Here is a 22,588-nt window from a genome sequence, read left to right as displayed (position 1 = left end):
GCTTACTCGTAGCCGAACGAGCGCACGCGAGCGTCGTCGTCCGCCCAACCCGAGCGCACCTTCACCCAGAGCTCCAGGAACACCTTGCAATCCCAGAGCTTCTCCAGTTCCTGCCGGGCCTCGGTGCCGATGCGCTTGAGCTTTTCGCCCTTCTCGCCGATCACCATGCCCTTGTGCCCCTCACGCTCGACCACGATGGTGGCGGCGATGCGCTTGAGCGTGCCCTCCTCCTCGAACTTGTCGATGATGACCGTGGAGGTGTAAGGCAACTCGTCGCCGGTCAGGCGGAACAGTTTTTCGCGCACCATCTCGCTCGCCATGAAGCGCTCGCTGCGGTCCGTCAAGTCGTCCGGATCGTGCATCCAGGGTTGCTGCGGCAGGTATTTTTCGCAGATCGAGAACAGGCGCTGGATGTCCTTGGGCGCCTTGGCCGACATGGGCACGAACTCGGCGAACGGATGGCGCTCCTGCATGGAGCGCAGCCAGGGCGCCAGATCACCGCGGCGGTGCACAAGGTCAAACTTGTTCGCCACCAGCATCACCGGCACGTTGGCGGGCAACAGCGAGAGCACCTTGGCATCGGCCAGGTTGAAATGCCCGGCTTCGACGACAAAGAGGATCAGGTCGACATCGTTCACCGCGCCCAGCACGGTCTTGTTCAGAGCGCGGTTGAGCGCGTTGCCGTGGCGGGTCTGGAAACCGGGTGTGTCCACGAACACGAACTGCGTGGGGCCGACGGTGCGCATGCCGGTGATGCGGTGGCGCGTGGTCTGCGCCTTGCGCGAAGTGATGCTCACCTTCTGGCCGACCAGCGCGTTGAGCAAGGTGGACTTGCCCACATTGGGCTTGCCGACGATGGCGACATAACCACAGCGTTGCTCCGCCGGGTCCACGGGTTCCGCCGCTGGTGGTTCATCCGCCGCCGGATCACCGGTTGGAGCGGCGGCGTCGGCCGTGTCTTTGCCCAGGACCCTGGCCAGCATGGCGTCCAGATCGGGGTTGGAGGAAGGGGGGGTGGCAGGGGCGGACATGGATCAGGAAGGCTGGGTGGTGCGGCTCACCACGGGGGACTCGGTGGACGCGGCGGCGGCGCCCGGGCTGGCGGTCAGGTGCTGCAACATGGCCGCGGCGGCGGCCTGCTCGCCCGCACGGCGGGAAGCGCCAATGCCGCGCTCGCTGCGACCAGTTTCCGTCACGGTGCACTCCACATCAAAGGTCTGCTTGTGCGCTTCGCCGAGCGTCGGCCACGACGCGGTAGACCGGGAGTTTCATTTTGCGCGCCTGCAGCCACTCCTGCAATTCGGTTTTGGGGTCCTTGCCCATCGCACTCATCTGGGCGCTGAGCTCAACCCCGCTGTAGAGCCGGTGCACCAGCGCCGCGGCGACTTCGAAGCCCGCGTCGAGGTAGACGGCACCGATCACGGCCTCCAGGGCATCGGCCAGGATCGAGGGTCGCTTGTGCCCCCCCGAGCGTTTTTCGCCATCGCCCAGGCGCAGGCAGGCCGAAAGCCCCAGGCTGGAAGCGATCTGGAACAGGGTGTCCTGCTTGACCAGGTTGGCGCGCACCCGGGACAGGTCGCCTTCGGGCAGCTGGTTGAGCTTCTCGAACAGCAGGCCGGAAATCGCCAGGCTCAGCACCGAGTCCCCCAGAAACTCCAGGCGTTCGTTGTGATCGGCGGTGAAGCTGCGGTGGGTCAGCGCGCGCTCGAGCAGGCGCGGGTTGGCAAACGGGTGTTGAAGGCGCTTCTGCAGCGCCAGCAGTTCGGGGCTCAATGGGACCAGCGCCCGCCGGGACGCTGCCGGTCCGTCATGTTCTTCACTTCGAGCGACCTTCGTATTTCATCACCAGGTGCGCCGGCCCCACCAGGGGGATTTCGCGCGCGTAAGCGAAGGAGACCACGACGCGATCCCCCTCCTTGCCCACCGTGAGGTCCTTGCCGGCCACGGCGCGGATGTCGTCGATCTGCGCCGCCTTGTCGAAGATGCTGCGCACCTCGGCCACCGTGCTGCCAGCGGCAGCCTTGTCCACCGCCTTCTTCACGGCGAGGTATTCGATGTAGGTGGGGGCCACCTGCGCGAGGATGACACCCGTGTACGCCAGCAAGACACCGACGATGAGCAGGCCGAAAAAGGTCAAACCCTGTTGTTGTCGCTTCAGCTTCATGTGTTCATCCCCTTGAAACCAACCAGCAGGCTCACTCGAACGACCCGATGCGGCCGAGGTCCCCGAAGTTCATCCAGACAAAAAAGGCCTTGCCCACGATGTTCGCGTCCGGCACGAAGCCCCAGTAGCGCGAGTCCAGGGAGTTGTCGCGATTGTCACCCATCATGAAATAGTGGCCCTGGGGCACCTTGCAGGTAACGCCCTCGACGGTGTACCTGCAGGCGTTGCTGAAGGGAAACTCCGTGGTGCCCTGGATGAAGGCCGGACGGTCGTCGTCGTTGAGGGTGTTGTAGCTGCGCGCGTCCAGGGTCTCGCGGAACTGGCGCGCATAGCGCATGGTCTCGCTGTCGAAGAACTCGGGCTGCGCCACGCGCGGCACCGGCTTGCCATTCACCGTGAGCTGCTTGTTCAGGTAGGCCACCTCGTCGCCCGGCACCCCGATCACCCGCTTGATGTAGTCCAGGCTGGGTTGCGGCGGATAACGGAACACCATCACATCGCCCCGTTGGGGGGTGTGGTTCTCCATGATCTTGGTGTTGAAGACCGGCAAGCGCACTCCGTAGTGGAATTTGTTCACCAGTATGAGATCGCCCACGCGCAAGGTGGGGATCATGGAGCCAGACGGTATCTTGAAGGGCTCGAACAGAAAGGAACGCAGGACGAAGACTGCCAGGATCACGGGGAACAGGCCGGCCGTCCAGTCCAGCCACCAGGGCTGGGCCAGCAGCTTCTGCCGCGCGTTGTCCACGTCGCCTTCGATGTGCGTGAAGCCTTGCTTGAGCAGCGCCTCCTTGCGCGTGTTGTGCTCGAGCAGCAATTGCTGCGCCGCACGGCGGCGGCGGGGCAGGAAAATCAGCTTTTCGGCGATCCAGTAGACCCCTGTCACCGCCGTTGCCAGCATCAGCAGCACGGCGAAGTTGCCCTCCACCACACCGGTGTACCAGGCGACCGCGTAAGCGGCGAACGCCGCCAGGATCACCGCGGTGATCGATGCCATGGCCGCCGGCATCAGTCCTGCACCTGCAAAATGGCGAGAAAGGCCTCTTGGGGCACTTCGACCGAGCCGATCTGTTCATGCGCTTCTTGCCTGCTTTCTGTTTTTCGAGGAGTTTGCGTTTGCGGGTGATGTCACCGCCGTAGCATTTTGCCAGCACGTTCTTGCGCAGCGCCTTGATGGTTTCGCGGGCGATCACGTTGCCTCCGATGGCCGCCTGGATGGCCACGTCGAACATCTGGCGGCTGATGATCTCACGCATCTTCGCGGCCACCGCACGGCCCCGGTACTGGGCCTGGGTGCGGTGCACGATGATGGACAGGGCGTCGACCTTCTCGCCGTTGAGCAGGATGTCGACCTTCACCACGTCGGAGGCGCGGTACTCCTTGAATTCGTAGTCCATGGAGGCATAGCCCCGGCTGACCGACTTCAGCTTGTCGAAGAAGTCCAGCACGATCTCGCCCAAGGGCATGTCGTAGGTCAGCATGACCTGCTTGCCGTGGTAGGCCATGTTGATCTGCAAACCGCGCTTCTGGTTGGCCAGCGTCATGACCGCGCCCACGTACTCCTGGGGCATATAAAGATGCACCGTGACGATAGGCTCGCGGATTTCCTCGATCCGGCCCTGGTCGGGCATCTTGGACGGGTTCTCCACCATCAGGACCTCGCCATCGGGCTTGACCACCTGGTAGACCACGCTGGGCGCGGTGGTGATCAGGTCCTGGTCGAACTCGCGCTCCAGGCGCTCCTGCACGATCTCCATGTGCAGCAGGCCCAGGAAACCGCAGCGGAAGCCGAAGCCCAGCGCCTGCGACACTTCCGGCTCGTAGTGCAGCGACGCGTCGTTGAGCTTGAGCTTCTCCAACGCGTCACGCAAGGCGTCGTACTGGTTGGCCTCGGTCGGGTACAGACCGGCGAACACCTGGGGCTGCACTTCCTTGAAGCCCGGCAAGGCTTCGGTGGCCGGGCCGGCGTTGTTGGGCAGCTTCTTCTCCAGCGTGATGGTGTCGCCCACCTTCGCCGCCTGCAGCTCCTTGATGCCGGCGATGATGTACCCCACCTCCCCCGCTTCCAGGGCCTCGCGCGGCTCGTTGGCCGGCGTGAACACACCGAGGTTGTCGGCGTTGTAGACGGTGTTGGTCGCCATCATCTTGAAGCGCTCGCCCTTCTGCAGGCGACCGTCGACCACGCGCACCAGCATCACCACGCCCACGTAGGCGTCGTACCAGCTGTCCACGATCATCGCGCGCAGCGGCGCATCGGGCCGCCCCTTGGGCGCCGGAATGCGCGCGACCACCGCTTCCAGAATGTCTTCCACGCCCATGCCGGTCTTGGCCGAACAGGGAATTGCATCGGTGGCATCGATGCCGATCACGTCCTCGATCTCGCTCTTGGCGTTCTCCGGGTCGGCGTTGGGCAGGTCCATCTTGTTGAGCACCGGCACCACCTCCACACCCAGGTCGAGCGCGGTGTAGCAATTGGCCACGGTCTGGGCCTCGACCCCCTGGCTGGCATCGACCACCAGCAACGCGCCTTCGCAAGCCGAGAGCGAACGAGACACCTCGTAGGAGAAGTCCACGTGGCCCGGGGTGTCGATCAAATTGAGGTTGTAGACCTGACCGTCGCGGGCCTTGTACTTGAGCGCGGCGGTCTGCGCCTTGATGGTGATGCCGCGCTCCTTCTCGATGTCCATCGAGTCGAGCACCTGCTCGCTCATCTCACGATCGGACAGCCCCCCGCACAGGGAAATGATGCGGTCAGCGAGCGTGGACTTGCCATGATCGATGTGCGCGATGATCGAAAAATTGCGGATGTGATTCATCAGGAAAGCGGCTCAGGCACGAGAAAAACCGCAGGTTCACACAGGAACGGGCGGCCATAAAAAAGGGCGCGTCAGCTGCTGACGCGCCCGTAACCAACAATCAATGGCAACTGCGATAGTTGGGGTTTCATTGTAGGCAAAAAGCCTGGAATGCACACCTCCGAACCACCGCCGTTACCCTGTTGCAGCGCAGCAACGTCAAAGTTATGCACAGCTCATTCACAGGAAAACGGGACAACGTGTGAGGCAGCTGTGGATGACTTGGGAACATCCTGCCGGCACTTCCACATCGTGGATCGACGTGGCGCATGGGCACAGGAATCTGTTCAGAACAGGGGCTATTTTAGCGAATTCAGTCATGAGACCGACAAGTGTTGTAAGCGTTCACTAACAAAAAGAAAATTTTGGGTGCTGCGTACTGTGGAAAACCCCGTGTGGCGAATCGGCCACCGAAAAAAATAACCCCCAATCCCAATCGGGACAGGGGGTTATTGGCCGGAGGACGCGGCTCAGCGTGCTGCGCGGATCACCGCATACTGGGCCCACTCCCCGCGGCGGAACAGCACGTTGATCGGCTTGCTCTTCTCGACCTTGCCCAGGGCAGCTTCGACTTCCTTGACGCTGGCGGTCTCGGTGTTGGCGATCGCCACGATCACGTCGCCTTCGCGCAGCCCCGCACGCGCAGCGGGGCCTTCGGCCGAGGCCACACGCACACCGCCCTTGAGAGTGAGTTCCTTCTTCTCGGCCGCAGTGAGTTCTGCCAGGCTCAGGCCCAGCGCCTGCAGGGCATTGCTGGACTGAGGCTTGGTCGGCTCCGGTGCTGCGGCCTTGGCCTCCGGGCGCTCCGGTTCGAGCTCGGCCACGATGATCGAGAGCTCGCGCTGGCTGCCCCGGCGAAACACCGTCATGCTGCTCTTGTTGCCCGGCTTGGTGTTGCCCACGAGGCGCGGCAAATCCACGGACTTGTCGATCTCCTTGCCGTCGAACTTGACGATGATGTCGCCCGGCTCCACGCCGGCCTTGGCCGCTGGCGAGTTCGGCTCCACCCCGCGCACCAGCGCCCCCTTGGGCTGGCCCAAGCCGATGGACTCGGCCACGTCCTTGCTCACCTGATCGATCTGCACGCCGATGCGGCCACGCGTCACGCGCCCGGTGGCCCGGAGCTGATCGGAGACGCGCACCGCCTCATCGATGGGGATCGCGAACGAGATGCCCTGGAAACCACCCGAGCGCGAATAGATCTGGCTGTTGATGCCCACCACCTCGCCGCGCATGTTGATCAGCGGGCCGCCCGAGTTGCCCGGGTTGATGGCCACGTCGGTCTGGATGAACGGCAGGAAATCCCCCGTGTCGCGCTGCTTGGCACTCACGATGCCGGCGGTGACCGTGTTTTCCAGGCCGAAGGGGGAGCCGATCGCCATGACCCATTCACCGACGCGCAGGCGATTGATGTCGCCGATCTTGACGGCCGTCAATCCCGATGCCTCGATCTTCACCACGGCCACGTCGGTGCGTTTGTCCGCCCCCACGAGCTTGGCCTTGAACTCGCGCTTGTCGGGCAGGGTGACGATGAGTTCGTCGGCGCCATCGACCACGTGCGCGTTCGTCATGATGAGACCGTCCGCGCTCAGGATGAAACCCGAGCCCACGCCCCGGGGTTGCGCCTCTTCGGACGGTGGCCGCTCCTGGCGGGGGCCGCGCGGCGTCATGCCGGGAGGAATGGGAATGCCGAAGCGGCGGAAAAACTCCAGCATCTGCTCGTCCGGCGCCGAGCCGCCTGGGCCTTCCTTGCTGGCGCGCTCCAGGGTGCGGATGTTGACCACCGACGGCCCCACGAGGTCCACGAGGTCCGTGAAATCAGGCAGCCCACGCACGCTGGCCGCCGGTGGCACAGTGGGAACCTGGGCTGCCGCGGTGGACGAGGTCGCCAAGCCTGCAGCGCCGCTCACCACCAGCGCGGCCGTGGTCAGCATGCTCAGGAGCGGGATTCGCACGGTGTCGGAGCGCGTCATGGAAATCCTTTACAGGTACGCAAAAAAAGAGGATATGCCGAAAAACAAAAGGCCGCCGGGAACAAGGCCGGCCGCCGACGCGAAGCAGGCCATCTCCGGGCGGCCAGGCGACGCATCTACCGGGTTCGCTCCAAGGCGATGGCGAATCGGCGCAAGGTGGCCGCGGGCGCTTCCCCCATCACGGTCAACCAATGGTCGCCCACCCGGCGGTTGACCGAATTCGTGGCGCCCACCGTGGCGGAGGTCTCCTGCGTGTGGCGCTGCGCATCGAACGGCTCGACAAACAGGGACACCGACGCCAGGCCATCCGAGAACACCCATTGCATGGAGGCCTGGCCAGGACCTTGCGCCGCGGCTCCGGGCGTCTCGCGCGTGTGACAGCTCATGGCGGTGAAGCCAGGCACCGGCTCTTTCAGACGCCAGCCCTCCGCCTCCGCGGTGGTCTTTTTCAAGGTGGGCTTGTGGACCTCATAGCCTCGGGTGTCTTTCATGAGCTTCGAGAGCTTGTCCATGCTCACCGGGGCATCGAGCTGCAGCTCGGAGAAGGCCACCTGCTCCAGCACCGCGCCCTGCTCGCCCAGGGTCTGCAGCTTCACCACCAGCCCCGTCTGGCGCTCGGACCAGATGCGGTAGCCGAAGCGAAGGTCGTCGCGCGGCAGAATTTCCACCATGTCGGCCAGATGCCCGGCCACCCGCTGCACACCCACTTCCCGCGCGCTGTAGAACTGCGGGATCAGGTTGCTTGGCGTGCGCAGCAGCTCGGGGAACATGCCCAGCGAATCGCGTTTCTCGACGAACGCGGTTTTCGCCTCTGGCACAAAAGTGATGACCTCCTTGTTGCGGCGAATGGTCGTTCGCGGCGCGCCAGTCAGGGTATCGACCCGCTCCATCTGCTGCGCGCCATCGCACACATGCCAGATCTTCGAGGCCGACATGGCGCTTCCTGCGGACACCACCAGGGTACCGATGTAGGAGCGCTGGTTCGAGGCTTCGTGCATGCGCGTCAGCCATTCGTTGACACTTCGCACATGGGCCGAGGCCGGTGCGTTCTGCGCATGCACCGGCGCCATGAAGCCCGAAACCAGGGCGACAAGCGCAGCCGCACCCCAGCGCCGGATGACGGGCCTTCCATGTTGAAACCGCATCACGCTCACATCACCACGAAAAGGCAGGGTCAGGACTAGCGCCATGGTGCCTCAGCGTCCTGCGGCGTCGTAAGTGGCATTGCGGATGAAGCCGGTGGGCATCTGTAGCGCCGACATGCCGCCATTCTGGCGGTGTTCGGCCAACAACTCTTCCAGACGCGCGTCGCGGATCAAGGGGCCTTGCCCGGTGTTCACCACCACCGCGTTGGACGGAGCAGCCGCCGCGCTGACCGCCACGGGAGCCGCGGCTTGTTGCGTTGGCACTGGAGCCGAGGCCAGTTGAGGGCCTGCTGCACCGCCCGGGCCCGAGGGCGCACCGCTCAACACCGTCCAGCTCACGGCCATGACGGCCGCCAGCGAGGCCAGCCCGGCCACCATCTTCCAGCGAAAAACCGCGTCATTGGCCGCAGGCACCTGCACCAGCGCTGCGGGCGGGTTTTGCACCAGCAACCGCCCCTCGCCCACGGGCGCCGACTCCGATCGCAGCCGTTCACGCACCCCGGCCAGAAAGTCGCCGGGTGCCTGGGGCGGTGCGCAGCCACGCGGTTGCCACGCAACACATCGCCGATCACCTGGTAGGTGTGCCAACTCGCGAACACCTCCGCGCGGCCTTCATCGGCTGCGAGCAGCCCTTCGAGCAATGCGGCATCGAGCTCGCCATCCACCAGCGCGGACAAAGCCTGCTCCGGGGCAACGAGATCGATCTCTTTCTGAGGCCGAAGGTTCAAATTGACTTGTGCGGCATTCATGATGAATTTCCTGAAATTCCCTACTCGCGGGGCGATGGACAAGCTTTCAATGGCCTGCCCCGCCTCTTCTACCAGCGTTTGCCTGTCTGACGCTCCAGCATTGGCTTGATGCGCCCTGAAATGGCCTCGCGCGCCCGGAAAATCCGGGATCGCACTGTGCCGATGGGGCATTCCAGCGCTGCGGCAATCTCTTCATAGCTCATGCCCTCGATTTCCCGCAGGGTGATCGCCATGCGCAACTCTTCGGGCAGCGCGTCCATGGCGGCGTTGACCGCCTCGGCGATTTCCTTGCTGGCCAGCACCGCTTCGGGCGTTTCGGTGTCGGCCACTCCCGAATTTAGTTCGCGTTCCGGAGCGGAAGTTTCATCGTCTTCCCCGGATTTCATCTGAGACTGGAAGACCAGCGGATCGCGCTTGAGTTCCATGAGCTGTTTTTTGGCCGTATTGACCGCAATGCGGTACAGCCAGGTGTAGAACTGCGCGTCACCCCGAAACTGAGCGAGCGCGCGGTAAGCCCGGATGAAGGTCTCCTGGGCAATGTCCTGGACCAGGTCGGTGTCGCGGACCATGCGCCCGATCAGCCGCTCCACGCGGCGCTGGTACTTGATGACCAGCATCTCGAAGGCACGCTGCTCCCCCGCGAGCGTGCGCTGCACCAGCATGACGTCGCTGTCGGGTGGTGGTGGAGCGGTGTGGTCTTCGAGAGTCATGCGCGCGGAAATATAACCCAGGCCATTCGCCGGCTCATGCGCGGGCCGATATCAGCGCCCGGCGCAGGTCGTTCCAGAGCGCTGGATTGCGACCACGCTCCGCCCAGATCCAGCGCGCGGGCGCGTCTGCGGAACACAGGCGCAACAGCACAGCGCCCTGCCAGTCCATCACCCGCTCCACGCGCTGCAACGGCACGCCCTCGGGGCACGATTCGCTGTACCAGTGCCAGACACCTGCCGGCGTTTCGGGATCGCGCCTTTCCAGCGCACTCCATTTCAGCCGCCCCACGGGAGACCGTCGCCAGGTCCACAGGGCGCCCATCACCCATATGGACCACAGCGTGCCCCCCACCACGCCCGACCAGGAAGCACCGCGGGTCGGGTCGAGCCCATACCACAGGCCCAGGACAGCGGCACCCAGCACGGCCAGAAGCGCGAGCAGGACGCCATACAAACCACAACGCCCCACCGGAAACATCACCGATGGGGCGTTGTGCATGCGGATTCTTCGTGAAGATAGGCGCGATCAGAGCGTTCAGGCGCGCCGGAAAACCAGCGTTCCATTGGTGCCGCCGAAACCGAAGTTGTTTTTCACGGCCACGTCGATCTTCACGTCCCGCGCCGTATTGGCGCAGTAGTCCAGGTCACACTCCGGGTCCTGGTTGAAGATGTTGATGGTCGGTGGCACCTTCTGGTGGTGCAGCGACAGCACGGTGAACACCGACTCGATGCCCCCGGCGCCCCCCAGCAGGTGGCCGGTCATGGACTTGGTCGAGCTGACCACCATGTTCTTGGCATGGTCACCCAGGGCCGCCTTGATGGCGTTCGTCTCGTTGATGTCACCCAGCGGCGTGGAGGTGCCGTGGGCATTCAGGTAATCCACCTGATCGGCGTTGACCCCCGCGTTGCGCAAGGCTCCCAGCATCGCACGGCGTGGGCCGTCCATGTTGGGCGCCGTCATGTGACCCGCATCGGCGCTCATGCCGAAACCGGCCAACTCGGCGTAGATCTTCGCGCCGCGTGCCTTGGCGTGCTCGTACTCTTCGAGCACCATCACGCCCGCGCCCTCGCCCAGCACAAAGCCATCGCGGTCCTTGTCCCAGGGACGGGACGCGGTCTTGGGATCGTCGTTGCGGGTCGACAGCGCGCGCATGGCGGCAAAACCGCCAATGCCCAGCGGCGACACGGTGGCTTCGGAACCACCGGCGATCATCACGTCGGCGTCGCCGTACTCGATCATGCGGCCGGCCTCACCGATGCAATGCAGGCCCGTGGTGCAGGCCGTGACGATGGCGATGTTCGGCCCCTTGAAGCCGAACTTCATCGACACGTGTCCCGAGATCATGTTGATGATCGAGGCCGGCACGAAGAAGGGAGTGATGCGCCGTGGACCGCGGTTGGTCAGCTCGGTGTGCGTGTCCTCGATCAGCGGCAAACCGCCGATGCCCGAGCCAATCACGCAACCGATGCGCGTGGCCTGCTCCTCACTGAGCTGGTCACCCGTCAGGAGGCCCGAATCCGCCACCGCCTGCATCGACGCAGCCACGCCGTAATGGATGAAGGTGTCCATCGTCCGCGCTTCCTTGGCGGTGATGTACTCATCCAGGTTGAACCCCTTGACCTCTCCTGCAAATTTGCAGGCGAAGTTCGACGCGTCGAACCTCGTGATGAAATCAATGCCGGATTGTCCAGCCAGGAGGTTGGCCCAGGAATCGGCCACCGTGTTGCCCACGGGGCTGATGCAACCCAGACCGGTCACGACGACGCGGCGACGGCTCATCTGTGCTTCAGGCCTTCTGGTTGGCCAACGCGTAGTCGATGGCTTTCTGAACCGTGGTGATCTTTTCGGCTTCTTCGTCGGGGATTTCGATACCGAACTCGTCTTCCAGCGCCATCACCAGTTCAACCGTGTCCAGAGAATCGGCGCCCAGGTCGGCCACGAAGGCCTTTTCGTTGGTGACCTGTCCCTCTTCCACACCGAGTTGTTCGGCAATGATTTTCTTAACACGTGCTTCGATATCGCTCATAGGTCCCTCTGAGGGTGGTTGAAATACAGTCCGCCATTTTAGCCGTGCCGGGAAAGTGATCCCGGGTGGCCCGCCGGGCGGCTGACGCGGCGAGGAAAAGGGGTGAATGCTCCGGACTCAGGACATGAACATGCCGCCGTTGACGTGCAGTTCCTGTCCCGTGACATAGGCCGCCTGAGGGCTGCTCAGGTAAGCCACCGCGTGCGCGATGTCGGCGGGTTTGCCCAGATGCCCCAGAGGGATCTGGCCCAACAAGGCTTTTTGCTGTTCTTCGGGCAAGGCCGCGGTCATGTCGGTCTCGATGAAACCCGGTGCCACACAGTTGACCGTGATGTTGCGGCTGCCCAGTTCGCGCGCCAAGGCGCGCGTCATGCCCGCCACGCCGGCCTTGGCAGCAGCGTAGTTGGCTTGGCCGGCGTTGCCCGACGCACCCACCACGCTGGTGATGCTGACGATGCGGCCATAGCGCTGCTTCATCATCGGGCGAATGACGGCGCGGCTCATGCGGAAGACGGCCTTGAGGTTGGTGTCCAGCACCGCGTCCCAGTCGTCGTCCTTGAGGCGCATGGCCAGCATGTCGCGCGTGATGCCGGCGTTGTTCACCAGCACCTGCAGACCGCCGTGGGCCTTGACGATCTCGTCGATCAAAGCCTCGGCCGCAGCCGCGTCATTCACATCCAGCTTCGCGCCCCGGCAACCGGTAGTAGCGCCAGGCGCGGCCGACAGCGCCGCACCGATGCGCGCCGCGCCTTCGTCGCTGGTCGCGGTACCGATCACGATCAGGCCACGCGTCGCCAGTTCCTGCGCGATGGCCGCGCCAATGCCCCGCGAGGCGCCCGTGACCAGGGCCACCTGGCCCGCAAATTTGATTTCAGACATGGGAGTTCTCCAGACTTCAGGCCAGCAAGGCCTTGACCTCGGCCAGCGTGGCGGGGTCGAACAGGGCCGCACCGGTCAAGGACGGATCCACGCGCTTGACCATCGCGGCCAGCACCTTGCGCGGCCCGCATTCGACCAGGGTGTCGATGCCGCGGGCCTTGATCGCACCCACGCACTCGACCCAGCGCACCGGCCCGAAAGCCTGCCGGTACAGGGCTTCGCGGATGCGATCGGGGTCGGACTCCACCGCAACATCGATGTTGTTGATCACGGGAATCTGCGGCGCCGCAAACGGCGTCGCGGCAAGCTTTTCCTTCAATTTCTCGGCGGCCGGCTTCATCAGGCTCGAGTGGAAAGGCGCGGACACCGGCAAGGGCAGCGTGCGCTTGGCACCATGTGCCTTGAGCACCTCACACGCCTTGTCGACGGCGGCCTTGCTGCCCGCGATGACGGTCTGCACCGGGTCGTTGTAGTTCACGGCCTCCACCACTTCGGCGCTGCCGGCACCAAAACTGGACTGTGCCTCCAGGCAACCCGCCACCACGGCCGCGGCGCTCAGGCCCAGCACGGCCGCCATGGCCCCCGTGCCCGGTGGCACCGCCTCCTGCATGGCCTGCGCACGAAAGCGCACCAGCGGAGCGGCCTGTGCGAGGGTCAAGGACCCCGCAGCCACCAGCGCGGAATACTCGCCCAGCGAATGCCCCGCGACCGCCATGGGCAAAGCGCCACCTTCGGCGCGCCAGACGCGCCAGGCCGCCACGCCCGCCACCAGCATCACAGGCTGGGTGTTCACGGGTCATCGGCCAGCACATCGGCCGGGCCTTCGTGGATCAGCTTGCCCAGGTCTTCACCCATGGCATCCGAAGCTTCCTTCAGCGTCTCCTGAACGGCGGGGTGATCGCCCCACGCATCGAGCATGCCCACGGCCTGAGAGCCCTGGCCCGGAAACACAAACGCAAAATTCTTCATGGAGATATTCAGTTCAGACGAAAGCAGAGAAGGCGGTGCTCAGAAATCGAGCAGCACCGAGCCCCAGGTGAATCCGCCGCCAACGCCTTCGAGCATCAGCGTGTCGCCTTTTTTGACTTGTCCCTGTCGCACCGCGTGGTCCAGCGCCAACGGGATGGAGGCCGCCGAGGTGTTGCCGTGCTGGTCGACGGTTACAACCACCTTGTCCAGCGGCAGTTTGAGCTTGCGCGCCGTGCTGTGCATGATGCGGATGTTCGCCTGGTGCGGGATCAGCCAGTCGATGTCTTCCGTGGTCTTGCCGGCCTTGATGAGCGTGGCCCGCGCGGTGTCTTCCAGCACGCCCACTGCCAGCTTGAAGACCGCCTGGCCATCCATCTTGAGCAGTGGGTCGCCGAGGATCTGCCCGCCGGAGACGTGGCCCGGCACACACAGAATGCCCGTGTGCTTGCCGTCTGCATGGATGTCGGTGGCCAGAATGCCCGGCGTGTCCGAGGCCTCCAGCACCACGGCACCGGCGCCATCGCCAAACAGCACGCAGGTGGTGCGGTCGCTGAAATCGAGCAGGCGGCTGAAGATCTCGGTACCGACCACCAGGGCCTTGCGCGAGGTGCCCGAGCGGATCAATGAATCCGCGACGGTCAGGGCATAGATGAAACCTGTGCACACCGCCTGCACGTCGAAGGCCGGGCACCCGGCGATGCCCAGCTTGCGCTGCACGATGGTCGCGGTCGAAGGAAAGACCATGTCCGGCGTGGACGTGGCCACGATGATCAGGTCGATGTCGCCCGGCGCCACCTGGGCCGCGGCCAAGGCCTGTTGGCAGGCCTCGACGGCCAGATCACTGGCATAGACCCCGTCGGCCACGAAGTGACGCGCCCGGATGCCGGTGCGTTCGACGATCCAGTCGTCGCTCGTTTCCACGCCGCGCGGTGCCAGCAGCTCGACCATGTCGGCGTTGGTCAGGCGCTGGGGCGGCAGGCTGCTGCCAGTGCCGGTGATGCGGGCGTAGCGTGTCATGCGGGTGAGAGGCGAAATTTCAAAGGGTCGGAATGCTCTTGAGCTCGCTGGGCACGGACTCCGGAGCAATCAGCGGCTTGGCGTGGGCGATGCGCTCCCGCACGTTGTCCAGCAATTTGTTGTGGGCCGCATCATAAGCCCGGCTCAGCGCATGTTCGAACGCAAAGGCATCCGCCGATCCGTGGCTCTTGAACACCAGCCCTTTCAGGCCGAGCAGCGCCGCACCGTTGTACCGGCGGTGATCAACGCGATTTTTAAACGACTTTAAAACCGGATAGGCGACGATGGCCGCCATTTTTCGAAAAATGTTCTTCGAGAATTCTTCCCGGATGAAGCCACTGATCATCGAAGCCAGGCCCTCGCTGGCCTTGAGCGCCACGTTGCCGACGAAACCATCACAGACCACGATGTCCGTCGTGCCTTTGAAAACGTCGTCGCCCTCGATGTTTCCGAAGAAATTCAGATCGCCGGTGTTGGACGCATTTCGCAGCAGAACACCGGCTTGTTTGATGACTTCGCTGCCTTTGATGACTTCTTCACCCACGTTGAGCAGCCCCACTGTCGGCTCCTGCCGACCCGTGACCGCCGCCACCAGAGCCGAGCCCATCACGGCGAATTGCAGCAGGTGCTCGGCCGAACAATCGACGTTGGCGCCCAAGTCCAGCACCGTGGTCGCACCACCCCGGGCGTTGGGCATCTGGGTGGCGATGGCCGGGCGATCGATGCCATCCATGGTCTTCAACACATAGCGGGCGATCGCCATGAGCGCCCCGGTGTTGCCGGCCGAGACGGCCGCCTGCGCGGCACCGTCCTTGACCTGGTTGATCGCGCCCGCATCGAAGAGTCCTTCTTGCGGCGAAGCGCCACCTCCACCGGATCCTCCATGGTCACGACCTCGCTGGCCGGCACCACCTTGCAACGCACGTTGTTGAGCAGTTGGGGCCAGGCGCGAAACACCTCGGGCTTGCCCACGAGCAGAAGTTGCGCCTGGGGATGAGCAGCCAGAAAGGCCGTGCAGGCAGGCATGGTGACGGCCGGCCCGACATCCCCGCCCATGCAATCCACAGCGATGGTGATCATGACAACACCCCGGATCGAGCGCTTTGTGCACCCCAAGAACAAAAAAAGCCCGCATGCAGCATGCGGGCCTGTGCCTCACTGGCGAACCGGACCCCGTTCGCGACACCGCGGCGAGGCCCGTGGCGGCCCGCCATCAGGCTTCGGACTTGTTTTTCAGCACTTGGCGACCACGGTAGAAGCCGTTGGGGCTGATGTGGTGGCGCAGATGGGTTTCGCCGGTGGTGGGTTCCACGGCGATGCCGGGCACGTTCAGCGCATTGTGCGAACGGTGCATGCCGCGCTTGGAGGGGGACTTTTTGTTTTGCTGAACAGCCATGGTGGGCTCCTGAAATCGGTAGGGTCAAACGGAGTGGCACAAACGGAGACCTGAAATCGCTCCGTTCAACCGGTTGCGCGCCTGACCCGGGCACGTCAACGTGCGAATGGATACCAGCGCAAAGCCAAGCATTATAGCCCGAAGGCGGCAATGCCGCCAGCCCCGGGGCCATGGCGCGCCAGAGGCTCACTTTTTGAGCTTCGCCAGTTCGGCAAAGGGGTTCTTGCGGGGCGCCGCGGCCTCGGGAGCGTCCCCGGCCCCCGCCGTGCGCAGGGACACCGGCTCAGGGCAGGTGTCGTGCATGGGCACCAGGGGCAGTTCCATCAACAGCTCATCCTCCAGCACGTCGTGCAGATCGGGCCTGGGCTCCAGGGCCAGCAAGTCCTCTTCGCAGTCGTCATCCTGGGCTTCGGCCGTGGCCTCATCGGCCACGAAACGGAACCAGCGGTCCACGGTCAAGGGCGTGTCCACAGGCGCGAGGCAGCGCTGGCAAGTCAGCGGCACCCGGGCATCGGCCTGCAAATGCAGCCAGACATCGGGCGTGCCGCCGCTGGCCGCCGGCCGCATTTCGCCCTGCGCCCGCCAGCGCACGGGCGTGAGCGTCGCGCCATCGTCCAGGGCCGCTTCGGCCTGGACGCGGGGGAATGCCGAAAGCGGCTCTTCGTCCTGCAGGCTGGCGGCCGCCTGGGCGAAGGCACGCACGTCCAGGCGCCGAGGGTTCCAGGCCGTCTTGGGGGTGTCTTTCATCCGGGCAGTGTAAAAGAATGCGGGGAGAATACCGGGATGACCACCGCTTCCGATCCGTCATCCGACACCCCGTCCCGAGCCCTCATTCTGGGTTCCACATCGCGGTACCGCCATGAACTGCTGTCCCGGCTGGGCGTGCCCTTCGAAGCGATCGCCCCCAACGTGGACGAAACACCCCGGGCCGGGGAAAAGCCGGCGGATCTGGCACTTCGCCTGGCCATTGAAAAAGCCCGGAATGTCGCGCAACGACACCCCCAAGCCGTGGTGATCGGCAGCGACCAGGTCGCTGACCTGGCTGGCGAACCGCTTGGCAAGCCAGGCACCCATGAGCGGGCCGTGGCCCAGCTGAGGCGCATGCGCGGCCAGACCGTGGTGTTCCAGACCGCGCTGGCGGTGGTGTGCCAGGCCACGGGCTTCGAACACAGCGACATCGCTGCGGTGCGGGTGGTGTTCCGTGACCTGAGCGACGGCGAAATCGAGCGTTACCTGCGCGCGGAGCAACCCTACGATTGCGCCGGCAGCGCCAAGAGCGAGGGCCTGGGCATCGCGCTGCTGGAGCGCATCGACAACGACGACCCGACGGCCCTGGTGGGTCTTCCGATGATCCGCACCTGCCGACTGATTCGCGCGGCGGGGGTGAAGTTGTTGTGAGCGCCCACTCCGAATCACGCGGCACGCTCTACCTCGTGCCCACCCCCCTGGATTTCGGCGTGGCGCAGGCCACGCCCGTGGCGCCCTCCGAGTGGCTCCCCGCCGAGACGCTGGGCACCGCCCGGCGCCTGACTCACTGGATCACCGAAAACGCCAAGAGCACGCGCGCCTTTCTCAAGCGGGTGGACGCCCTCGCCAGCCTGGCCGCACCCTTGCAGGCGCAGCAGATCACCGAGCTGCCCAGAGCGGCCCACAAGAAGGGGGACCATGCCCCGCAGGCCGAAGGCGACGCACAGGCCCGTGAACTGCTGGCCCCCGCCCTGCTCGGGCACGACATCGGCCTCGTCAGCGAAGCCGGCATGCCCGCCATCGCGGATCCGGGAAGCTCCATCGTGCGCGCCGCGCACGCGATGGGCCTGCGCGTGGTGCCGCTCACCGGCCCCATCTCGCTCATGCTGGCGCTGGCCGCCAGCGGGCTGAATGGACAGAGCTTCGCGTTCGTCGGCTGACGTGCCCCAGGACGCCACCGAGCGCGCCAAACGGTTGCGGGAACTGGAAGCCCTGGCCCTGAAGACCGGGCAGACGCAGATCCTCATCGAAACGCCCTACCGCAACACCGCCCTCTTGCAGGCGCTGCTGCAAACGCTGCATCCGCACACTCGCCTGGCCGTGTGCGGGGCACTCACCTTGCCGCAGCAGGTCTGCCGCAGCGCGCTGGTGCAGGAGTGGAAGCGCAACCCCCAGACCCTGTCCGGCGAGTTGCCGCTGGACGCGCCCTGCGTCTTCCTGCTGGGCCGCTGAAGTCCGGGCTCAGACGCCCAGACGCTTCAGGTGCGCGCGCACCGAAGCGCTGAGTTCGGTGTTCGCCAAGGCCAGATCGATCGTGGCCTCCAGGAAGCCTTCCTTGCTGCCACAGTCGTAGCGCTTGCCGGCGTAGCGGAAGGCCTGCACCTTTTCCTTGCCGATCAGGGCCGCGATGCCGTCGGTGAGCTGGATTTCGCCCCCCGCGCCACGCGGTTGCTGGCGGATGCTCTCGAACACCGCCGGCGTGAGGATGTAGCGACCGGCCACAGCCAGGGTCGAGGGGGCCACGTCGGGCGCCGGCTTCTCCACCATCGCGAACACCTCGGCCAGCGCCTGGTTGGCGCCGTGCACGTCGACGACGCCATAACGGCGCGTCTCGGCGCGCGGCACGTCCTGCACCGCGAGCACCGTACCCGGGCTGGACTCGTAGGCCTGCACCATCTGCTGCAGCACGGTGGCACCGCCCTGCGCCTGGTCCTGGCCCATCATCAGGTCGTCGGCCAGCAGCACCGCGAACGGCTCGTTGCCCACCAAGCGCTCGGCGCAGAGCACCGCATGGCCCAGACCCAGCGCGCGAGGCTGGCGCACATAGACGCAGTCCATGTCGTCGGGTTTGATGGAATGCACCAGCTGGAGCAGGGCGGACTTGCCCGCGGCCTCCAACTCCATCTCCAGTTCGTAGGCGGTGTCGAAGTGGTCCTCGATGGCGCGCTTGTGGCGCCCGGTCACGAAGATCATTTCGCGGATGCCGGCGGCGTAGGCCTCCTCCACCGCGTACTGCATCAGCGGCTTGTCCACCACCGGCAACATCTCCTTGGGGATCGCCTTGGTGGCCGGCAGGAAACGGGTGCCCAGGCCACCCACGGGAAATACGGCTTTGCGGATCGTCATCTTGGTTTGGCTCGCATGTTCGTGAAGAAAGGCTCACCATGTTAACGGCGCACACGCCGACGTCCATCGAAAGGCTACACTGCAGCGGATTGAAAGCGGGGTTCCCCCCACTGGTTCAACCCACTCCCATCCGGCATGAGCATCACCCCCGTCATCCTTTGCGGAGGCTCCGGCACCCGTCTGTGGCCTCTGAGCCGCCAGAGTTTTCCCAAGCAGTTCGTGCCTCTGGTGGGCGACAAGAGCCTGCTGCAGCTGACCCTGGACCGCTTGGCCTGGTGCGACAACCCGGTGATCTGCGTGGCCGCCGAAGACCACCGTTTCCTGGTGGCCGATGCGATCGAAGCGGAAAACGTGCCCGGGCAGGTGCTGCTCGAACCGGCGGCGCGCAACACCGCCGCGGCCATGGCGCTGGCCGCCCTGCTCGCCCGCTCGAAGGACAACGCCGATCCCCTGCTGCTGTTCTGCCCCTCCGACCACCACATTCCCGATGCTTCGGCCTTCGCCCAGACCATCCGCCAGGGTGTCCCGGCCGCCAAGGCCGGCGCCATCGTCACCTTCGGCGTGATGCCCAGCTTCCCGAGCAGCGCCTACGGCTACATCCAGCAGGGCGATGAGCGCGCCGATGGCAGCCGCAAGGTGGCCCGCTTCATCGAAAAACCCGCACCGGCCGCCGCCCAGGCCTTGCTGCTGCAAGGCAACGTGCTGTGGAACGCGGGCATCTTTCTCGCGCGCGCCAGCACGCTGCTGGCCGCGCTCGCCCAGCACGCCGCCGACATCCTGCAGGCCTGCGAAAAGGCCATGGCCAGGACGCGCCAGGACCGGGTGGGCCAGATCCAGTTCGTTCGCCCCGACGCCGAATCCTTCCTCGCCTGCCGCTCGCAGAGCATCGACTACGCGGTGATGGAGCCGCACGACGACGTGGCCGTCGTGCCCTTCCAGGGCCAGTGGAGCGATGTCGGCAGCTGGAACGCGGTGGCCGAACTGAGCGACGCCGATGGCGAAGGCAACCGCATCACCGGGCAGGGCCACGCGCTGAACGCGCGAAACACCTTCATCCACGCGCCGGGCCGCACCGTGGTGGCGCTGGGCACACAGGACCTGCTGATCATCGACACCCCCGACGCCTTGCTGGTGGCCCAGCGGGACCACGCCGAGCAGGTGAAGGACGTGGTGGCCCACCTCTCGCAGCGCAAGGTGCCGCAGGCCGCGATGCACCGCCGCGTGGCGCGCCCCTGGGGCTGGTACGACAGCGTCGACATGGGCGAGCGCTTCCAGGTCAAGCGCATCGGCGTGAAGCCGGGCGCCTCGCTCAGCCTGCAGAAACACCACCACCGCGCCGAACACTGGATCATCGTCAAGGGCACGGCCGAAGTCACGCGTGGGCAGGAGGTGTACCTGCTGTCGGAGAACCAGTCGACCTACATCCCCATTGGCGAAGTGCACCGGCTGCACAACCCCGGCAAGATGGTGCTGGAGATGATCGAGGTCCAGTCGGGCAGCTACCTCGGCGAGGACGACATCGTTCGGCTGGAAGACATCTACGGCCGCCAACCCGACCCCGCCACCAAGAAGTAAAAAAATGAAAGTTCTGCTCACCGGCGGCGCCGGCTACATCGGCAGCCACACCGCCGTGGCCCTCATCGAAGCCGGCTTTGAACCGGTGTTGCTGGACAACTTCGCCAACAGCCACCCCGTGGTGTTGGACCGCCTCGCGCGCATCACAGGGCAGACGATGCCGTTCGAAGAAGGCGATGTGCTGGACACGCCCTGGGTTGAAGACGTGCTGCGCCGCCACCGTCCTGTGGGTGTGATCCATTTCGCGGGCGACAAGGCGGTGGGCGAAAGCGTGGCGTTGCCCCTGAAGTACTTCCACAACAACATCGGCGGCGCGGTCAGCCTGCTGCGCGCCATGGAGACCGTGCACGCGGAAGACCCTTCAATCGCGCCCACGCTGGTGTTCTCCAGCAGCGCGACGGTGTACGGCGATCCGGCCACCGTGCCGATCACCGAGGACTTCCCGCGCAGCCACACCAACCCCTATGCGCCACAGCAAACTGGTCATCGAAGACATGCTCACCGCCCTGTGCGCGGCCCGTCCGGCCTGGCGCGTGGGCACGCTGCGCTATTTCAACCCGGTCGGTGCCCACCCCAGCGGCCTGATCGGCGAGGACCCGGCGGGCATTCCCAACAACCTGATGCCCTACGTGGCGCAGGTGGCCGTGGGCCAGCGCGAACACCTCAACGTGTATGGCAACGACTACCCCACGCCCGATGGCACGGGTGTGCGCGACTACATCCACGTGCAGGACCTGGCCGCCGGCCACGTCGCCGCCATCAAGGCCCTGCTGAGCCGGGGCGAGAGCTTCACGGTGAACCTGGGCACGGGCAGCGGCCACAGCGTGCTGGACGTGGTGCGCGCCTTCGAACAGGCCAGCGGCCGCCCGGTGCCCTACCAGATTGCCCCACGCCGCGCGGGTGACGTGGCCCAGTGCTGGGCCGACCCGGCGCTGGCCTTGCGCCTGCTGGGCTGGCAGGCGAAGCACACGCTGGATCAGATGTGCGCCGATGCCTGGCGCTGGCAGAGCGGCAACCCCAACGGCTACAAGGGCTGAACCCGCCCCGGGGCCCTCACTTCAGCTGCACGCCGGCCGCACGGGCCGCCAGGAACATCCCTTCGCCCATGCTGGCGCCAAAGCGCTTGGCCAGGCGCAGGCCCACGTTCTCGCGGCGCGTGTAGTCCACGATCTCCTCGGCCTTGACGATCTCGCGCGCCACGTAGTCGAGGTTGCCCAGGCCGTCGGCCAGGCCGAGCGCCACCGCCTGCTGGCCATTCCAGACCAGGCCGCTGAAGGTGTCGCCGTTCTCCTTCAGGCGATCGCCACGGCCCTTTTTCACCACCTCGATGAACTGGGCGTGGATCTGGCCCAGCATGGTCTGGATGTAGGCCTTCTGCGCCTCGTCCTGCGGGCTGAACGGGTCCAGCATGGCCTTGTTGGCCCCGGCGGTCATGAGACGGCGCTCGATGCCGAGCTTGTCCATCAGGCCGGTGAAACCGAAGCCGTCCATCAACACGCCGATGCTGCCGACCAGGCTGGCCTTGTCCACGTAGATGTCGTCCGTCGCCGCGGCGATGTAGTAGGCGGCCGAGGCACAGGTTTCTTCCACCACCGCATAGACCTTCTTGTCGTGCAGGCCCTTGAGGCGGGTGATCTCGTCGTTGATGATGCCGGCCTGCACCGGGCTGCCGCCGGGTGAGTTGATCAGCAGCACCACGGCCTGCGCGCCCTCGTCCTCGAACGCGGAGCGCAGCGAGGCCACCACGTATTCGGCGCTGGCTTCGGCCCCGCTGGCGATCTCACCCTTGATGTCCACCACCGCCGTGTGCGGGGTGCTCACCGTGGTGGTGGTGTTGCTGGTGTAGGCGAACCAGGCAATGGCGCCGAACACCGCCAGCCAGAGCAGCCGGCTGAACATCTTCCAGCGGCGCGCGGACTGCTGCTCGCGGATGGTCGCGAAAACCAGTTTTTCCAGGGTGGCGCGCTCCCAGGCCACGCCCGGCGTGCGGTCGCTGGAGGCGTTGGCGGACGGGCCGGGGAAATCGTCGTTCATGG

General features: G+C 65.4%; 20 protein-coding genes and 6 pseudogenes. 5 read left to right on the top strand and 21 right to left on the bottom strand.

Annotated elements, in window-relative coordinates:
* Positions 1 to 2: 2 nt before the first annotated feature.
* From era to ACFJGX_RS11540, 9 genes and pseudogenes are all read right to left on the bottom strand, one after another.
* Complete coding sequence (gene era / locus ACFJGX_RS11580; protein ID WP_382321214.1) at positions 3 to 1,031, bottom strand: GTPase Era; 1,029 nt, start codon at positions 1,029 to 1,031, stop codon at positions 3 to 5.
* A gap of 3 nt (positions 1,032 to 1,034) precedes the next feature.
* Positions 1,035 to 1,773, bottom strand: a pseudogene (rnc, locus tag ACFJGX_RS11575) (ribonuclease III).
* A 43-nt stretch (positions 1,774 to 1,816) separates the two neighbouring features.
* Positions 1,817 to 2,164: a DUF4845 domain-containing protein gene (locus ACFJGX_RS11570; protein ID WP_382155902.1), complete on the bottom strand. Its 348-nt coding sequence runs from the start codon at positions 2,162 to 2,164 to the stop codon at positions 1,817 to 1,819.
* A 31-nt stretch (positions 2,165 to 2,195) separates the two neighbouring features.
* Complete coding sequence (gene lepB / locus ACFJGX_RS11565) at positions 2,196 to 3,173, bottom strand: signal peptidase I (protein WP_382328408.1); 978 nt, start codon at positions 3,171 to 3,173, stop codon at positions 2,196 to 2,198.
* Positions 3,173 to 4,980: pseudogene (lepA, locus tag ACFJGX_RS11560) on the bottom strand (translation elongation factor 4). Before lepA ends, lepB begins: the two are co-directional and overlap by 1 nt.
* Positions 4,981 to 5,489: 509 nt before the next feature.
* Entirely contained in the window at positions 5,490 to 6,953 is a 1,464-nt protein-coding gene (locus tag ACFJGX_RS11555; RefSeq protein WP_382325694.1) for a DegQ family serine endoprotease, read from the bottom strand.
* Positions 6,954 to 7,108: 155 nt separating this feature from the next.
* A complete protein-coding gene (locus tag ACFJGX_RS11550) occupies positions 7,109 to 7,990 on the bottom strand; it encodes a MucB/RseB C-terminal domain-containing protein (protein ID WP_382328406.1) in 882 nt (293 codons plus the stop codon).
* Between the two features lie 198 nt (positions 7,991 to 8,188).
* Complete coding sequence (locus tag ACFJGX_RS11545) at positions 8,189 to 8,581, bottom strand: hypothetical protein (protein ID WP_382328868.1); 393 nt, start codon at positions 8,579 to 8,581, stop codon at positions 8,189 to 8,191.
* Complete coding sequence (locus tag ACFJGX_RS11540) at positions 8,473 to 8,778, bottom strand: hypothetical protein (protein ID WP_382328671.1); 306 nt, start codon at positions 8,776 to 8,778, stop codon at positions 8,473 to 8,475. The genes ACFJGX_RS11545 and ACFJGX_RS11540 overlap by 109 nt, the downstream gene beginning before the upstream one ends.
* Here ACFJGX_RS11540 and ACFJGX_RS11535 point away from each other — a divergent pair.
* Positions 8,668 to 8,976: a hypothetical protein gene (locus ACFJGX_RS11535; protein ID WP_382328866.1), complete on the top strand. Its 309-nt coding sequence runs from the start codon at positions 8,668 to 8,670 to the stop codon at positions 8,974 to 8,976. The two genes, ACFJGX_RS11540 and ACFJGX_RS11535, sit on opposite strands and share 111 nt — an antisense overlap.
* On the opposite strand, the gene rpoE is transcribed toward ACFJGX_RS11535, so the two are convergent.
* From rpoE to ACFJGX_RS11485, 10 genes and pseudogenes are all read right to left on the bottom strand, one after another.
* Entirely contained in the window at positions 8,955 to 9,596 is a 642-nt protein-coding gene (gene rpoE / locus ACFJGX_RS11530) for an RNA polymerase sigma factor RpoE (protein WP_382155888.1), read from the bottom strand. The two genes, ACFJGX_RS11535 and rpoE, sit on opposite strands and share 22 nt — an antisense overlap.
* Before the next feature lie 34 nt (positions 9,597 to 9,630).
* Positions 9,631 to 10,095 carry a hypothetical protein gene (locus tag ACFJGX_RS11525; protein ID WP_382321222.1) on the bottom strand — a complete coding sequence of 155 codons (465 nt, stop codon included), beginning with the start codon at positions 10,093 to 10,095 and terminating at the stop codon, positions 9,631 to 9,633.
* A gap of 36 nt (positions 10,096 to 10,131) precedes the next feature.
* Positions 10,132 to 11,376, bottom strand: coding sequence for a beta-ketoacyl-ACP synthase II (gene fabF / locus ACFJGX_RS11520; RefSeq protein ID WP_382155882.1), 1,245 nt, complete (start codon positions 11,374 to 11,376; stop codon positions 10,132 to 10,134).
* A gap of 7 nt (positions 11,377 to 11,383) precedes the next feature.
* Positions 11,384 to 11,623, bottom strand: a complete 240-nt coding sequence (gene acpP / locus ACFJGX_RS11515) for an acyl carrier protein (RefSeq protein ID WP_066269448.1) — start codon at positions 11,621 to 11,623, stop codon at positions 11,384 to 11,386.
* 117 nt (positions 11,624 to 11,740) lie between these two features.
* Positions 11,741 to 12,502 carry a 3-oxoacyl-ACP reductase FabG gene (gene fabG, locus ACFJGX_RS11510; RefSeq protein ID WP_382321225.1) on the bottom strand — a complete coding sequence of 254 codons (762 nt, stop codon included), beginning with the start codon at positions 12,500 to 12,502 and terminating at the stop codon, positions 11,741 to 11,743.
* Between the two features lie 16 nt (positions 12,503 to 12,518).
* Positions 12,519 to 13,471: pseudogene (gene fabD / locus ACFJGX_RS11505) on the bottom strand (ACP S-malonyltransferase).
* A 39-nt stretch (positions 13,472 to 13,510) separates the two neighbouring features.
* Positions 13,511 to 14,488 (bottom strand): beta-ketoacyl-ACP synthase III, encoded by a 978-nt coding sequence (locus ACFJGX_RS11500; RefSeq protein WP_382155868.1) that lies wholly within the window; start codon positions 14,486 to 14,488, stop codon positions 13,511 to 13,513.
* A 19-nt stretch (positions 14,489 to 14,507) separates the two neighbouring features.
* Positions 14,508 to 15,568, bottom strand: a pseudogene (plsX, locus tag ACFJGX_RS11495) (phosphate acyltransferase PlsX).
* Between the two features lie 133 nt (positions 15,569 to 15,701).
* Positions 15,702 to 15,884, bottom strand: a complete 183-nt coding sequence (gene rpmF / locus ACFJGX_RS11490) for a 50S ribosomal protein L32 (RefSeq protein ID WP_005794249.1) — start codon at positions 15,882 to 15,884, stop codon at positions 15,702 to 15,704.
* Positions 15,885 to 16,070: 186 nt separating this feature from the next.
* On the bottom strand, positions 16,071 to 16,631 hold the full coding sequence (locus ACFJGX_RS11485; protein WP_382321229.1) for a YceD family protein: 561 nt from the start codon (positions 16,629 to 16,631) through the stop codon (positions 16,071 to 16,073).
* Between the two features lie 36 nt (positions 16,632 to 16,667).
* On the opposite strand from ACFJGX_RS11485, the gene ACFJGX_RS11480 reads away from it, so the two are divergent.
* Entirely contained in the window at positions 16,668 to 17,282 is a 615-nt protein-coding gene (locus ACFJGX_RS11480) for a Maf family protein (RefSeq protein ID WP_382321231.1), read from the top strand.
* A pseudogene (locus tag ACFJGX_RS11475) lies at positions 17,279 to 18,083 on the top strand (SAM-dependent methyltransferase). Before ACFJGX_RS11480 ends, ACFJGX_RS11475 begins: the two are co-directional and overlap by 4 nt.
* 9 nt (positions 18,084 to 18,092) lie before the next feature.
* On the opposite strand, the gene galU reads toward ACFJGX_RS11475, so the two are convergent.
* Positions 18,093 to 18,977: a UTP--glucose-1-phosphate uridylyltransferase GalU gene (gene galU / locus ACFJGX_RS11470; protein WP_382321235.1), complete on the bottom strand. Its 885-nt coding sequence runs from the start codon at positions 18,975 to 18,977 to the stop codon at positions 18,093 to 18,095.
* 135 nt (positions 18,978 to 19,112) lie between these two features.
* On the opposite strand from galU, the gene ACFJGX_RS11465 reads away from it, so the two are divergent.
* A complete protein-coding gene (locus ACFJGX_RS11465) occupies positions 19,113 to 20,552 on the top strand; it encodes a mannose-1-phosphate guanylyltransferase/mannose-6-phosphate isomerase (RefSeq protein ID WP_382321237.1) in 1,440 nt (479 codons plus the stop codon).
* 4 nt (positions 20,553 to 20,556) lie between these two features.
* Positions 20,557 to 21,589 (top strand): annotated as a pseudogene (gene galE / locus ACFJGX_RS11460) (UDP-glucose 4-epimerase GalE).
* 16 nt (positions 21,590 to 21,605) lie between these two features.
* Here the strand turns inward: galE and ACFJGX_RS11455 are convergent.
* Positions 21,606 to 22,586, bottom strand: coding sequence for a S49 family peptidase (locus ACFJGX_RS11455; protein ID WP_382321239.1), 981 nt, complete (start codon positions 22,584 to 22,586; stop codon positions 21,606 to 21,608).
* Between the last annotated feature and the right edge of the window lie 2 nt (positions 22,587 to 22,588).

Source organism: Hydrogenophaga sp. UC242_50, from assembly GCF_042697355.1.
GTDB lineage: Bacteria > Pseudomonadota > Gammaproteobacteria > Burkholderiales > Burkholderiaceae_C > Hydrogenophaga.
Note: the sequence above shows the minus strand (reverse complement) of the source record. Positions and strands in the feature narration are given on the sequence as shown.